The 13,791-nt window shown below is 78.8% G+C and carries 12 protein-coding genes; 10 read left to right on the plus strand and 2 right to left on the minus strand.

Translation table 11 applies throughout. The features are described from left to right. Nucleotides 1–107 precede the first annotated feature (107 nt). A complete protein-coding gene (eccB, locus tag ABD160_RS29925) occupies nt 108–1,523 on the plus strand; it encodes a type VII secretion protein EccB (RefSeq protein WP_344028927.1) in 1,416 nt (471 codons plus the stop codon). Here the strand turns inward: eccB and mycP are convergent. Continuing rightward, entirely contained in the window at nt 1,458–2,816 is a 1,359-nt protein-coding gene (gene mycP, locus ABD160_RS29930) for a type VII secretion-associated serine protease mycosin (protein WP_344028930.1), read from the minus strand. The genes eccB and mycP overlap by 66 nt on opposite strands. After that, a complete protein-coding gene (gene eccD / locus ABD160_RS29935) occupies nt 2,813–4,189 on the minus strand; it encodes a type VII secretion integral membrane protein EccD (RefSeq protein WP_344028933.1) in 1,377 nt (458 codons plus the stop codon). Before eccD ends, mycP begins: the two co-directional genes overlap by 4 nt. Before the next feature lie 121 nt (nt 4,190–4,310). Between eccD and eccCa the strand changes: the two genes are divergently transcribed. From eccCa to ABD160_RS29980, 9 genes are all read left to right on the plus strand, one after another. Further along, on the plus strand, nt 4,311–8,189 hold the full coding sequence (gene eccCa, locus ABD160_RS29940; protein ID WP_425563686.1) for a type VII secretion protein EccCa: 3,879 nt from the start codon (nt 4,311–4,313) through the stop codon (nt 8,187–8,189). Next, nucleotides 8,186–9,478, plus strand: coding sequence for a type VII secretion-associated protein (locus ABD160_RS29945; protein ID WP_344028936.1), 1,293 nt, complete (start codon nt 8,186–8,188; stop codon nt 9,476–9,478). The genes eccCa and ABD160_RS29945 overlap by 4 nt, the downstream gene beginning before the upstream one ends. Before the next feature lie 114 nt (nt 9,479–9,592). After that, nucleotides 9,593–9,904 (plus strand): WXG100 family type VII secretion target, encoded by a 312-nt coding sequence (locus tag ABD160_RS29950; RefSeq protein ID WP_344028939.1) that lies wholly within the window; start codon nt 9,593–9,595, stop codon nt 9,902–9,904. 13 nt (nt 9,905–9,917) lie between these two features. Then, nucleotides 9,918–10,211 (plus strand): WXG100 family type VII secretion target, encoded by a 294-nt coding sequence (locus tag ABD160_RS29955; RefSeq protein WP_344028942.1) that lies wholly within the window; start codon nt 9,918–9,920, stop codon nt 10,209–10,211. 266 nt (nt 10,212–10,477) lie between these two features. Next, on the plus strand, nt 10,478–10,921 hold the full coding sequence (gene rplM, locus ABD160_RS29960) for a 50S ribosomal protein L13 (RefSeq protein WP_344028945.1): 444 nt from the start codon (nt 10,478–10,480) through the stop codon (nt 10,919–10,921). Nucleotides 10,922–10,950: 29 nt separating this feature from the next. Continuing rightward, the gene (gene rpsI / locus ABD160_RS29965; RefSeq protein ID WP_344028947.1) at nt 10,951–11,547 is read left to right on the plus strand and encodes a 30S ribosomal protein S9; all 597 of its coding nucleotides are present in this window, start codon (nt 10,951–10,953) and stop codon (nt 11,545–11,547) included. An 11-nt stretch (nt 11,548–11,558) separates the two neighbouring features. Continuing rightward, on the plus strand, nt 11,559–12,893 hold the full coding sequence (glmM, locus tag ABD160_RS29970; RefSeq protein ID WP_344028950.1) for a phosphoglucosamine mutase: 1,335 nt from the start codon (nt 11,559–11,561) through the stop codon (nt 12,891–12,893). 124 nt (nt 12,894–13,017) lie between these two features. Beyond that, entirely contained in the window at nt 13,018–13,332 is a 315-nt protein-coding gene (locus tag ABD160_RS29975; RefSeq protein ID WP_344028953.1) for a hypothetical protein, read from the plus strand. After that, nucleotides 13,329–13,724 (plus strand): hypothetical protein, encoded by a 396-nt coding sequence (locus ABD160_RS29980; protein ID WP_344028956.1) that lies wholly within the window; start codon nt 13,329–13,331, stop codon nt 13,722–13,724. The genes ABD160_RS29975 and ABD160_RS29980 overlap by 4 nt, the downstream gene beginning before the upstream one ends. Nucleotides 13,725–13,791 lie beyond the last annotated feature (67 nt).

Below are 13,791 nucleotides of genomic sequence, written 5' to 3' on the forward strand. Positions count from 1 at the left end.
ACTACGTTGATCTGGCAACGAATCCGGACCGTACGGTCAGGGGGTAGTTCCACGCAGCGTGTCCCGAACCGCCACGACCGGGTGGCCGCGTCCCTACCGTCCGGGCGATGAGCCCCGATCCCGACCGCGGAGGCCCGGAGGCGCGCGTGCAGCGGGCCCCGGCGACCACCCGCGACCAGGTCGACGCCTACCGGTTCGGCCTGCGCCGGATGGAGGCCGCGCTGGTCCGCGCCGATCCGGTGCCGCTGCACGAGCAGCTCCGCGCGCAGCGCCGCGCGGTGTTCGCCGGTGTCCTGGTCGGACTGCTGGCGCTCGGCGTCACCGCGCTGCTGGCCAGGCACGATCCGGCGCCGGACTGGCGCCGGCTCGCGCTGGTCCGCGGGGAGCGCTCCGGGGTGCTCTACGCGGTCACCCCGGAGCCGCCACGGCTGGTCCCGGTGCCGGACGCGCTGGGCGGGCGGCTGGTGCTCGCCGCGCTCGGGCGCACCGACGGGGCGGACGCGGTACCGGTCGCGGTGCCCGACGAGGCACTCGCCGGCGCACCCCGCACCCCGCCCGCTGCGGTGCCCGCGGCGTTCGGCGCGGCCCTGGACGGGACCGCGGTGCCGCCCGCCTGGGCGGTCTGCGACAGCCCGGCGGATCCCGCCGACGGCGGTGCGGCGGAGCCGTCCGGCCCGGTGGGCGGCACGTCGACGGTGCTCGCCGGGTCGCTCGGCGCTGACCCCGCCGGGCCGCCGTCGGCGGTGCTGCTGGGCGTCGACGGCGGCGCGACCTACCTGGTGCACGACGGCCGCAGGCACCGGCTCGACCCGGCCGACCGTGCCGTGCTCGACGGGCTCGGCCTGCTCGACGCCGGGATCCGCCGGGTCGGTGAGGGCCTGCTGTCGGCGATCCCGGAGGGCCCGCCGCTGCGGCTGCCCGACGATCCCGGCGAGGTCGTGGTCGATCGCCCGCTCGGCGGGCCCGCCGGGTACCACCTGCGGACCGCCGACGGGCTGGCCCCGATCCCGGTCACCCTCGCCGACGCGGTGCTGTCCCGGACCGGGCAGGGCGCCCCCGCGGAGCTCCCGCCCGGTGCGGTCGCGGCGGCGCCGGCGCGGACCCTGCCCGGCGCCACGGCGTGGCCGGCGGCCCGGGTCACCGTGGCCGGTGCGCCGGTGCTGTGCCGGACCTGGCGGGACGTCCGGGGCGGGCTGTTCCTCGGCGACCGGCTCCCGGTCGCGGACGGCGCGGTGCCGGTGGCGCTGGCCGGTGCCGACGGGCCGGGCCCGCGGCTCGACGCGGTGGTGCTGCCCCGGACCGGACCTGGGCCGCTGCGGGCCGCCCCGGCCGGGGGCGCCGGCGGGACCCGGTGGCTGCTGGCGTCGTCCGGGGCGGTGTTCGGCGTCGCCGACGACCCGACGGCCGCGGCGCTCGGGATCGGTGAGCCGGGCGCCGCCCCGGCCGAGCTGGTGCGCCTACTGCCGCGGGCCGGAGCGCTGGACCTCGCGGCCGCGCGGGACACCACCGACGTGCCGGGGTGAGCCGCCGGCGCCGGGTGGGCCGCCGGGTGGGCCGCCGGGGTGGCCGGGGGAGCGGCCGCTGTCGCGGGCCGCGGGGCGGCGGCGCACCGCGGTCAGCGCCAGCGCCAGCGCACCCCCGCCCGCCGCGACGGCGCCCACCCCGGCCGCCGTGGGGAGCCCGGCCCGCGGCGCGGCCGGGACGGGCAGCGGGACCCGGCCGGTGCCGGCCGCCGCGCCGCCGTGGTGCCCCGGGACGAGCAGCAACGGCTCCGCGGTGAGGGCCGCCGCCGGATCGACGACACCGGTGCCGACCCGGTCGTCCCGACCGGCGGCCGGGCGGCGTGCGGTCGCCAGGATCCGGTCGGCGACCTGGCCCGCGGTGAGCATCGGGAACCGCTCGCGCAGCAGCGCCGCCGTGCCGGCGACCACCGGTGCCGCGTACGACGTGCCGCTGACCACGGCGCCCTCCGGCCCGGCCGGCGCGGGCAGGTCGACGCCCGGTGCGGCGACGTCGATCCACGGCCCGGCGATCGAGAACCCGGCCGGATGGTCGCGGGCGTCGACCGCGCCGACGGCCAGCACCTCGTCGTAGGCGGCTGGCAGCGGCCGCAGGTCCGGATCGCCGGTGCAGGTCCCCGCCGGATCGACGTTGCCGGCCGCCGCCACCACGAGCACGTCCGCCGCCGCGGCGGCGGTGACGGCGGCGTGCAGGGCGGCACCGGCGTCGTCGGCCGCGGCGGCCGGCACGCACACCACCTGGGACACGTTGACCACCGACGCGCCGAGCGCGACGGCCCGCCGGATCGCCGAGGCGAGCGTCGCGATGTCACCGGCCGGGCGCTCGGACCCGTCGGGGTCGCCCACCACGAACCGGGTCGACGACTGGCGCAGCGACAGCACCCCGGCACCCGGCGCGATCCCGGCGCCGCCGCCGGTCACCGGATCGGCCGCGCCGGCGAGGACCAGTGCGACGCCGGTCCCGTGGCCGTCGCAGTCGGTCAGCCCGTCGCCGCCGGTGAGGTAGTCCCCGCCGCCCTGCAGCCTGCCGGCGAGCCGCGGCACCGGCGCCACCCCGGTGTCGATCACCGCGACCAGCCGGCCCGCGCCGGACGCCAGCCCGGGCGGGGGCGCCGACGGTGGTGGCGTGCTGCCCGGGCCGCCCGGGCCGGGCTCGGTGCAGCCGGTGGTCTGCCGGAGCCCGTCGGCCGGGCGCGGCGGCCCCGGGTCGGCGGCGGCGGGCCCCGCGGCGGCCAGCGCGGCGAGTACGGCGAGTGCGGCGGCGGCCAGCGCGGTGGCCGTCCGGAGGCCGCTCACAGCCCGCGGACCAGGGCGAACAGGCCCATCGCGGCGAGCGATGCCGGGATCGCGGCGGCGGTCAGCAGCAGCTCGGCGATGTCGAGCGCCCGGCGCGCGGGTGGGGACGGGGTCGCCCGGACCGCCAGCGCCCCGACCGCCGTCGCGACCAGCAGCCCGATCCCGGCGGCGAGCCGGGCCGGCGGGCCGAACGCCAGCGCGGCCGGGACGGCCGCCACCGCGACGGCCAGCACCGCGGTGCCCGCGAGCACCCGGGCCGGGACCGGTTCGGCGAGCGCCCTGGCCCGCATCAGCAGCACCGCCGCGGTGACCGCGAGCAGCACGCAGCCGGCCGGGCCGCCGGTCGCCGCGGCCACCACCGCGCCGCCCGCGGCCGGGACCGCGGTCCCGGCGAGCGCGCCGGAGTGCAGCCCGCGGGCCAGCCGCGCGCGGACGGCGAGCCCGTCGGCGGGCGGCATCGGCTCGGCCGCCGCGAGCTCGCCGGCGTCGGCCGGGACCGCCGGTGCCGGCATCCCGGCGAGCCGCAGCGCCAGCCGCGGCAGCAGCGGCCCGGCGGCGAGCGCCGGCGCGGCCAGTCCGGCGGCGACGGCTCCGGCGGGCGCGTCGAGCAGCAGCCGGGCGAGCGCGGCGAGCGCGGTACCGGTCCCGGCGACCGCGACCGCGAGCAGCACCGGGGACACCGCCCGGACCAGCACCTGGCCGGCGGCCGCGGCGACCACCGCACCGGCCGCTGCGAGCAGCACCGCCCCGGCCCCCGGCGGCCCGGGGACCGCCAGCAGGCCGGCGGTCGCCGCCGCCGGGACGGCGCAGAGAGCCGCGGCCGCCGCGGTGTCCGGTTCGGACCGGTTGCGGTGGTGGGTGACGGCGAGCGCCGCGAGTGCCGCGGCCGCCGCCACGCCGGCCGCCGCCGGGCGCAGCGGACCGGCCACGGTGCACAGCACCGCGCAGCCCGCGACGGTGCCGAGCAGCGCGGCGCCGAGCCCGGACCGGTGCGTGCCGGTCGCCCGGTCGCGGGCCTCGCCGACGGCGTGCGCGACGGCCTCCGCGGCGTCGTCGAACACCGGTGCGGCGGGTGCCGGGCGGGCGGGACCGAGATGGAGCAGCTCGCCGTCGCGGACCCGGAGCTCGTCGAGCGTCGCGTCCGGGGGCAGCGGGCCGCCGGCCGGGCCGGTGAACCGCCACGCCTCCGGCACCCCGGTGCGGACCGGGCCGCCGACGAGCTCGCGGACCATCGGCACCAGCTCGGCGACCGGCACGTCCGCCGGCAGGGCCAGGTCGGCCCGCCCACGCGGGGTGAGCACGGACAGCCGCACCCAGCGGCCGGTCGGTTCGGGGACGGCGCCCGCCGCCGGCGGGGGGAGGACGAGGGTCACGGGCGGGCTCCGGGGAGTTGTCGGAAACGGCCGCGGGGGCACCGGGCCGCTGCGAGTATTCGCCGGTCCCGGCGCCGGCCGCGGGCGTTCGGGAGAACTCGTGTCCACAGAGGAGGCACCGGTGGGCGGGACGATCGGGTTGCGGCGGCCACGCCGGACGGTGCCGGAGATGCCCGGCGGGGAGCTGGTGCCCGAGCCGCCGCCGGAGCCGGAGCGGCCGGTCCCCGGCGGGCTCGCGCAGCGGCTGCTGCCGCTGGCGATGGTCGGCGGCGCGGTGCTGTTCGTGGTGCTCGGCCGCGGCGACACCGGGACGTGGCTGTTCGGCGGGATGTTCGCGCTCTCGGCGTTGGGCATGCTGCTCACCGGCGGCGGGCGCGGGGCCGGCGCGCGCACCGCGACGATGGACGAGGACCGCCGCGACTACCTGCGCTACCTCGAGGTGCTCGGCGGCCGCGCGGCCGGGATCGCCGCCCGGCAGCGCCGCGCGCTGGAGACCGTGCACCCCGATCCCGGGGCCTGGCCGGACGTGCTCGCCGCGGGCCGGCTGTGGGAGCGTCGCCCCGCCGACGACGACTTCGGCCGGTTGCGGGCCGGTCGCGGCACCCAGCGGCTCGCCGCCCGGCTCAGCGCACCGCACACCGGCCCGCTGGAGAGCCTGGAGCCGCTGTCCGCGCTCGCACTGCGCCGCTTCCTGCGCCGGCACTCCACCGTGGACGACCTGCCGGTGGCGGTGGACGCGCGGGCGTCGGCGACGATCTGGGTGGAGCCGGACGGGAGCGCCGCCGCGGCCGCCGCGGTCGACCTGGCCCGCGCGCTCGTCGTCCAGTACGTGCTGTGGCACGGGCCGGACGACGCGCGGCTGGCCGTCGTCGCGCCGGGGACGGCCGCCGGGCGCTGGGACTGGGTGAAATGGCTGCCGCACGCCGGGCACCCGGCGCTCGCCGACGCCGTCGGGCCGCTCCGGATGCTCACCGACGACCCGGACCGGGTCCGCCGCTGGTGGGTGGACGAGCCGTCGTCGGGCGACCGGCACCTGCTGGTGGTGCTGGACGGCGCCGCCGACACCCCCGGCGCCTGGGCCGGGGTGCCCGGCGTCACCGTGCTGCGGATCGGCCCGGCCCGCGGCCGCCGGCCCGCGGTGTCGGTGCTGCGGCTCGCCGTCGGCGTCGAACCCGGCGGGGCACGCACGCTGCGCCGCGGCGGCCCCGGCGGGACACCCGTCGGCGTCCCGGACGCGGTCACCGGGGCCGAGGCGCGCGCGCTCGCCCGGCGGCTGGCGCGCTACCGGCCGGACGGCCCGGCCGACGCCGCGGGCCCGGACGGTCCGGTGGACGTCCGGGCGCCCGGGCTGGGGCCGCTGCTCGGCCTCGGCCGCCCGGACCGGGACGGGATCGCGGCGCTGCGCGGGCGCCGCGGCCCGGCGGACCGGCTGCGCGTCCCGCTGGGCACCGACCCGGCGGGCCGGCCGGTCGTGCTCGATCTCAAGGAGTCGGCGCAGGGCGGCGCCGGGCCGCACGGGCTGTGCATCGGCGCGACCGGGTCCGGCAAGTCCGAGCTGCTGCGGACGCTGGTGCTCGGCCTGGTCGCCACCGCGGGTGCGGACGAGCTGAACCTGGTGCTGGTCGACTTCAAGGGCGGTGCGACGTTCCTCGGGCTGGCCGGGCTCCCGCACGTCTCGGCGGTGATCACGAACCTGGCCGAGGAGCTGACCCTGGTCGACCGGATGGCCGACGCGCTCGCCGGGGAGATCACCCGGCGGCAGGAGCTGCTGCGCGCCGCCGGGAACCTCGCGTCGCTGGCCGAGCACGACGCGGCCCGGCGCGGCGGGGCTCCGCTGGACCCGCTGCCGTCGCTGCTGGTGGTGGTCGACGAGTTCTCCGAGCTGCTCGCGCAGCGCCCCGAGATGATCGACCTGATGGTGACGATCGGCCGGCTCGGCCGGTCGCTCGGGATCCACCTGCTGCTGGCCTCGCAGCGGCTGGAGGAGGGGCGGCTGCGCGGCCTGGAGTCGCACCTGTCCTACCGGATCGCGCTGCGGACGTTCTCCGCCGCCGAGTCCCGCGCCGTGCTCGGCGTGCCGGACGCCCACCTGCTCCCGCCGACCCCCGGCTCGGCCTACCTGTCCGCGGGCACCGACGAGCTGGTCCGGTTCCGGGCCGCCTACGTCTCCGGCCCGCAGGACGAGCCGGCCGGCCGGGGCCGGGCGTCCGGCGGGCCGCGCCGCGCGCTGCCGTTCCCGGCCGGGCCGGTCGCGCTGCCGGACCCGGTGCCGGTCCCGGAACCGGCCGGGCAGCCGGTCGCCGCGGCGAGCCTGCTCGACCGGGTCGTCGCCGCCGTCGGTGCGGCTCCCGGCCCGCGGGCGCACCGGGTGTGGCTGCCGCCGCTGGAGGAGCCGCCGCCGCTGACCGCGGTGCTCGGCGAGCCGGCCGTGCGGCCCGGCCGCGGCCTGCAGGTGCCCGGCCCGGGCGGCTGGGCGGTGCCGGTCGGCCTCGTCGACCGGCCCTACCTGCAGAGCCGGGACCTGCTCACGCTCGACCTGTCCGGGGCGGCCGGGCATCTCGCCGTCGTCGGCGGGCCCCGGTCGGGCAAGTCGACGGCGCTGCGCACGGTGGTCACCGCGCTCGCGCTCACCCGCACCCCGCACGAGCTCGGCGTGCACGTGCTCGACCTGGGGGGCGGCGGCCTCGGCCCGCTCGCCGGGCTGCCGCACGTCGGGACGGTCGCCGACCGGCGCCGGACCGACCTGGTGCGCCGGGTCGTCGCCGAGGTCGTCGCGACCGTCGACCGGCGCGAGCAGCTGTTCGCCGCGCACGGCATCGCCGGGATCGAGGAGTTCCGGGCCCGGCGCGGCGCCGGGGACCTGGCGGACGAGCCGTGCACCGATCTGCTGCTCGTCGTCGACGGCTGGACGGCGCTGCGGGCCGGGTTCGAGGACCTCGACGAGCGGGTCACCGCGCTGGCGTCGGGCGGGCTGGCCTACGGCGTGCACGTCGCGGTGACCGCCGCCCGCTGGGCCGACTTCCGGCCCGCGCTCAAGGACCAGCTCGGCAGCCGGATCGAGCTGCGCCTCGGCGATCCCGGCGAGTCCGAGGTGGACCGCAGGCGGGCGGCGGCGGTGCCGGTCCGGCCCGGGCACGGGCTCGCCCCGGACGGCGCCCCCGCCGTGCTCGCCGCGCCGTGGCCCGGTCCCGGAGCCGATCTCGCCCCGGCCGTCGCGGCGGCCTGGGACGGGCCCACGATGCCGGAGGTCCGGCTGCTCCCCGAGCGGATCGCGGTCGACGAGCTGCCCACCGGACCCGGCCGCGGGCCCGCCGTCGGCGTCGACGAGGACCGGCTCGCCGCCGTCGAGCTCGACCCGGACGAGCCGCACCTGCTCTGCTTCGCCGACTCCGGCGGCGGCAAGACGAACCTGCTCCGGCTGCTGGCCCGCGACATCACCCGCCGGTGGACGCCCGAGCAGGCCCGGATCGTCGCCGTCGACCACCGGCGGACCCTGCTCGGCGCGATCGACGCCACGCACCTGCTGGCACACACCTCCACCGCCCAGGCCACCGCGCAGGCCTGCGCCGACATCGCCGGCTCGCTGGGGCGCCGGTTGCCGGGGCCCGGCGTCTCCGCGCAGCAGCTGCGCGACCGGTCCTGGTGGAGCGGGCCCGAGGTGTGGCTGCTGGTGGACGACTACGACCTGGTCGTCCCGCCCGGCGGGACGACGCCGCACCCGCTGCTGCCGCTGGCCGAGTTCCTGCCGCAGGCCCGCGACGTCGGGCTGCACGTGGTGCTGGCCCGCCGCACCGGCGGCGCGGCACGGGCGCTGTTCGATCCGGTGCTCGGCAGGCTGCGCGAGCTCGGCGCGCCCGGTCTGGTCGGGTCGGGCAGCCCCGACGAGGGCGCGCTGCTGGAGAAGGTCAAGCCGCGGCCCGGGCCCCCCGGGCGGGCCGTGCTGGTCGACCGCAGGCACGGCGCCCGGCGGCTGCAGCTCGCCTGGACCGAGCCGGGATGACCGGGTACGCGGTCGCGGTGCACGCCCGCCCGGACCGGGTGCTGCTCGCCGCGGCCGATCCGGACGGCATCCGCCTCCTCGCCGCCGCGCCCGGCGGCACCGATCCGGCGGCCGCGGTCGCCGACTTCTTCGGGGACCATCCGCCCGCGGTGGTCGTCCGGGTCGGTGCGACCCCCGGCGGGCGGTTCCCCGGCACGCCGCGGGTGGAGACGGTGCCGGTCGCGGTCGCCGCGCTCGCGGTGGGGCCCGCGCCGCCGCCCGGGCCGGTCCTGGTCGCGGAGACCTGGTCGGCGGATCCGTCCCGGGGCGGGCCCGCGGTCGTCCGGGACGGCGCGGTGGTCGAGCCGGTGCCGGCGGCGCTCCCGCTCGGGATCGCGGCACGCGCCGTCGGTGCGGTGGAGATCGTGCTGGTGGGGGAGCCGGCGGGGGACGTCGCCGCCGCACCCTGCCCGGTGCGGCGGGCCGGCCCGGTGGACCCGGACGACCCCGCCGACCCGGCCGCGGTCGACGGCGCGGGTCCGGACACCGCCGCGGTGCTGGGGGCGGCGCTGCTGGGTGCCGGGCTGCTGGGTGCCGGGCTGCTGGGTGCCGGGCTGCTGGAGTCGGGGCCGGTAGACGCCGTGCTGCCCGGGCCGGTCCGGCCCGGGCCGCCGCCGGGACCGCCCGCCGGCCGGGACCGGCGGGACCGCATGCCCCGGGTGCCCCGGGTGCGCCGGGTGCGCCGGGTCGTCGGCCGGGCCGCGCTCCCGGCCACCGCCCTGCTCGGGGCGGCACTGCTCACCGCCGGGCTCCTGGCGGGCGGCCCGCCACCCGGACCGCCACCCGGACCGCCACCCGGACCGCCACCCGGACCGTCACCCGGTGCACCAGCCGGCGGGACCCTCGTCCAGTACGGGTACGCGGCCGTCCTCCCGGCGGGCTGGGAGCACACCGGCGGCGACCCGGCCCGCCGGCGCAGCCTGCTCACCCCGGCCGGGCGGCCGGACGGGGCCGAGCTGGTGGTCGTCGAGCGCAGCCCGCTCGGCTACGACGCCGGACGCGAACCGGACCGCGCCCGCCGGGAGCTGGCCGCCCGGCTGGCCGGTGCCCGCGGCGTGACCCCGCCGGAACCGGGCGCGGCCCCCGGGACGCACCGCTACCGCCAGCATCCCGGCGACGGCACCGTCGTCGACTGGCTGGTCCTGTTCAGCGGCACCGACCAGCTCGTCGTCGGCTGCCGCAGGCCGGTCGCGGCCGAGCCGCCGGCCGCCTGCGCCGAGATCGCCGGATCGCTGCGCCGGACGCGGTGATCCGTTCCCGGTCGCGAACAGTCACCCCGGGAACGGCCGCGGCCGCCGGGCGTCGGATGGCACGGTCCCCGCCGGCCGGGCGACCGCCCGGCCGGAACGGGACGGGGTGGGCGGATGACCCAGGGATTCGGCACGACGACCGACGAGATGGCCCGCGCGGCCGGGCGGGTGCGGGAGGTGAGCCAGGCCGTCAACGGCGAGCTCGGCGGGCTGCGCTCGCGGCTCGAGGCGACCCGCGGGCAGTGGGCGGGTGCGGCGGCCACGGCGTTCACCGCGCTGATGGCGGAGTGGGACGCCGAGGCGAAGCGGCTCAACGCCGCGCTCGCCGACATCGCCGAGCAGCTCGGCGGCACGGCCACGGCCTACCAGGCGGTCGAGGACGAGAACGCGCGGAACGTCTCCGCGATCACATCGGCGCTGGGCTGAGAGGGGAACGGGCATGGGATCGGAGATCAGGGTCACGTTCGCGGCGATCGACCAGGCGGCCGCGGACATCGACGGGGCGAGGGCGAGGATCACCGCGCAGCTCGGGGAGCTGCAGAGTCATCTGACCCCGGTCGTGGCGGGCTGGACCGGCGACGCGGCGAACCGGTACAACGAGGCGCAGCAGCGCTGGGACCGCTCCGCCGCGGACCTCACCGGGACGCTGCAGCGGATCCGGGCGCTGGTGTCCGCCGCGGGCCAGGGATACCAGGACGTGGAGCGTCGCAACGCGGGCCGATTCGGCGTCTGACCATCCCGGGAGCGGGCCGACCGACCCCCCTCGCGCCCGCTCCCGGGATCGCCGGGTACTCTTGACACTCGTTGTGCAGCGGTGGAGACCCGCGGGCGCCGACCGTCGTTCCTCGAGAAGGTGCGAGGCAGCGAACTCCGGCGGGCGAGCGTCCCTCCGGCGTCCACCAGCGGCACGCTAGGAACCACACCAGTGTGGGCCGGATCCGAGCGGACGAGTCCGCCGGTACCGCCCACCGCAGCCGAGAACGACGACGAGGTAGATCCGTGCCCACGTACAGCCCCAAGCCCGGCGACATCACCCGCGCCTGGCACGTGATCGATGCCGACGACGTGCGCCTCGGTCGGCTCGCCACGCACGCCGCCACGCTGCTGCGTGGCAAGCACAAGCCGACCTACGCGCCGCACGTCGACAACGGCGACTTCGTGGTGATCGTGAACGCGGAGAAGATCTCGGTGTCCGGCAACAAGCGGACCGACAAGTTCGTCTACCGCCACTCCGGCTTCCCGGGTGGCCTCCGCCAGCGCTCCGTCGGCGAGATGATCGACAGCCAGCCCGACCGCCTCGTCGAGAAGGCGATCAAGGGCATGCTGCCGAAGAACCGGCTCGGGCGTGCGATGGCCAAGAAGCTGAAGGTCTACGCCGGTCCGGACCACCCGCACGAGGCGCAGAAGCCGCAGCCGTTCGAGATCACCCAGGTCAGCCAGTGACCACCCCGAGCAACGAAGAGGGACAGCCCGTGACCAGCCCCGAGAACGGACCCGACGAGGTCGTCGACGCGGTCGAGACCGAGGGTGCGGCCGCCGCGGCGACCGAGACCGAGCTGACCGAGACCGTCGGCGAGGCCGTCGGTGACGTCGAGGCCGCAGACGCCGAGGCCGTCGACGAGGTCGACTACTCGATCGAGGAGAACGCCGACGCGTTCGCCGCCGAGGCGCCGCTGCAGGGCGACCGTCCGGTGCAGACCGTCGGCCGCCGCAAGGAGGCCGTGGTCCGCGTCCGGCTGCTGCCGGGCACCGGTGGCTTCACGCTCAACGGCAAGCCGCTCGAGACCTACTTCCCGAACAAGCTGCACCAGCAGATCGTGAAGGAGCCGCTGGTCACCGTCGAGAAGACGGAGCGGTTCGACATCTTCGCGAACCTGCGCGGCGGCGGCACCGCGGGTCAGGCCGGCGCGCTGCGCCTGGCCATCGCCCGCGCGCTGGTCGAGCTCGACTCCGAGGACCGCCCGGCCCTGAAGAAGGCCGGCTTCCTCACCCGGGACGCCCGCGCCGTCGAGCGCAAGAAGTACGGCCTCAAGAAGGCCCGCAAGGCGCCCCAGTACTCCAAGCGCTGATCGCAGACCGGATGCGTCGCCTTTTCGGGACAGACGGCGTCCGGGGCCTGGCCAACGGCGAACTCCTCACTCCGGAGTTCGCCGTTGGTGTGTGTGCCTCGGCCGCGCGCACCCTGTCGAACGGAGCCGGCCGCCGCCCCGTCGCGGTCGTCGGCCGGGACCCGCGCGCGAGCGGGGAGATGCTGGAGGCCGCGGTCGTCGCGGGCCTGACCTCGGCCGGTGCGGACGCGATCCGGGTCGGCGTGCTGCCCACCCCGGGCGTCGCGCACCTGGTCGCCGAGGCGGGCGCCGATCTCGGCGTGATGATCTCCGCGTCGCACAACCCGATGCCCGACAACGGCATCAAGCTGTTCGCCGCGGGCGGTCACAAGCTGCCCGACGACGTCGAGGACGAGATCGAGCGCGGTCTCGGCACCCGCGCGGACCGGCCCACCGGTGCGGACATCGGGCGGGTCTGGGACGCGCCGGACGCGACCACCGTCTACGTCGACCATCTGCTGTCGGCGGCCCCCGGCTCGCTGGCCGGGCTGAAGGTGGTCGTGGACTGTGCGCACGGCGCCGCGTCCGTCGCCGCGCCCGAGGCGTACCGCCAGGCCGGCGCGGACGTGATCGCGCTGAACGCCGAGCCGACCGGGCTGAACATCAACGACGGCGTCGGGTCCACCCACCTGGAGCCGTTGCAGCGCGCCGTCGTCGAGCACGGGGCCGATCTCGGCATCGCGCACGACGGCGACGCCGACCGCTGCCTGGCGGTGGACGCCGCCGGGAACGTCGTCGACGGCGACCGGATCATGGCGGTGCTCGCGCTCGCGATGCGCGACGCCGGCGAGCTCGCCCACGACACGCTCGTCGCGACCGTGATGAGCAACCTGGGCCTGCACCTCGCCATGCGCGACGCCGGGATCACCCTGGACACCACCAAGGTCGGTGACCGGTACGTGCTGGAGCGGCTGCGCGAGGGCGGGTACTCGCTCGGCGGGGAGCAGTCCGGGCACGTGGTGCTGCCGGGTCACGCGACGACCGGGGACGGCCTGCTCACCGCGCTGCGGCTGATGAGCCGGATCGCCTCGACCGGATCGTCGCTGGCCGAGCTGGCGTCGGTGATGACGCCGCTGCCGCAGGTGCTGCGCAACGTCGTGGTCGGCGACCGGGACGCGGTCGCCGCGTCCGACCGGGTCGCCGAGGCCGTCGCGAAGGCCGAGGCCGAGCTCGGCGACACCGGGCGGGTGCTGCTGCGACCCTCGGGCACCGAGCTGCTGGTCCGGGTGATGGTGGAGGCGCCGACCGCCGAGGAGGCCGGTGCGGTCGCCGCCCGGCTGGCCGACGTGGTCGCCGCCGCGAGCTGAACCGCCGCCGCTCGAGCGTTGCACGATGGTCGTCGGGACCGCCATCGTGCAACGCTCGACGGCTGCCGTTCGCGATGGCGAACGACCCGGGGTGGTCGGGGGCCGGATCGGGCAGAGTGCCGGGATGCGACCGGACCTGCGGCGGGACCCCGATGCACTGGACCGGATGGCCACCCGGCTGGACGACGCCGTGGTCGATCTGCGGGCCGCCGTGGCCGCCGGCCCGACCGGTGAGCACGGCCGGGACGCGCTGCGGATCGCCGACGAGCTGGAGTCCCTGGCCGCCACCGCCCGGTACTGCGCCGGCGCAGCCCGCGCCGCCGACGAGATGACGGCCGCAGCGTTCCGGGCGGCCCACTGGACGACGCCGAGCCATCCGGCCGGACCATCGGATCCGGCCGGGCGATCGGATCCGGCCGGGGCACGGGACCCGCGGTGACCGGGATCGCGGAGCAGAGCGCTGCGCTGCGGCGGCTGGTGGAGCACCTCGACGACACCGCCGGTGCGCTGGTCGCGGTGCGCCGTGCCCTCGCCGCCGCCTGGGACGACCCGGCGGGCCGGGAGTGGACCGACCGGCTCGATCTGGTGCGCCGGGCGACCGACCGGCTGGCCGCCGACGCCACGGCCGAAAGACAGCGCCTCGACGGGTGCTCCGAGCAACCCGAACCCGGGCAACCCGAACCCGGGCAACCCGAACCCGGGCAGCCGGAAACCGGCCCGGCCGGGCCTACCGCCCCGCCGCTGCCCGGCATCACCGGGACCCGCACCACCGACCGCCGCGGCGTCGTCGCACCGCTGCTGCCGCCGCTCGGCCCGGACCCCGGCCGCTGACACGGGGGGCCGGGACCCGGCCGCTGACACGGCGGCCCGGACCCCGGCTGCTGATCACGGATCGGGC

This window comes from Pseudonocardia kongjuensis (genome assembly GCF_039526905.1).
GTDB lineage: Bacteria > Actinomycetota > Actinomycetes > Mycobacteriales > Pseudonocardiaceae > Pseudonocardia > Pseudonocardia kongjuensis.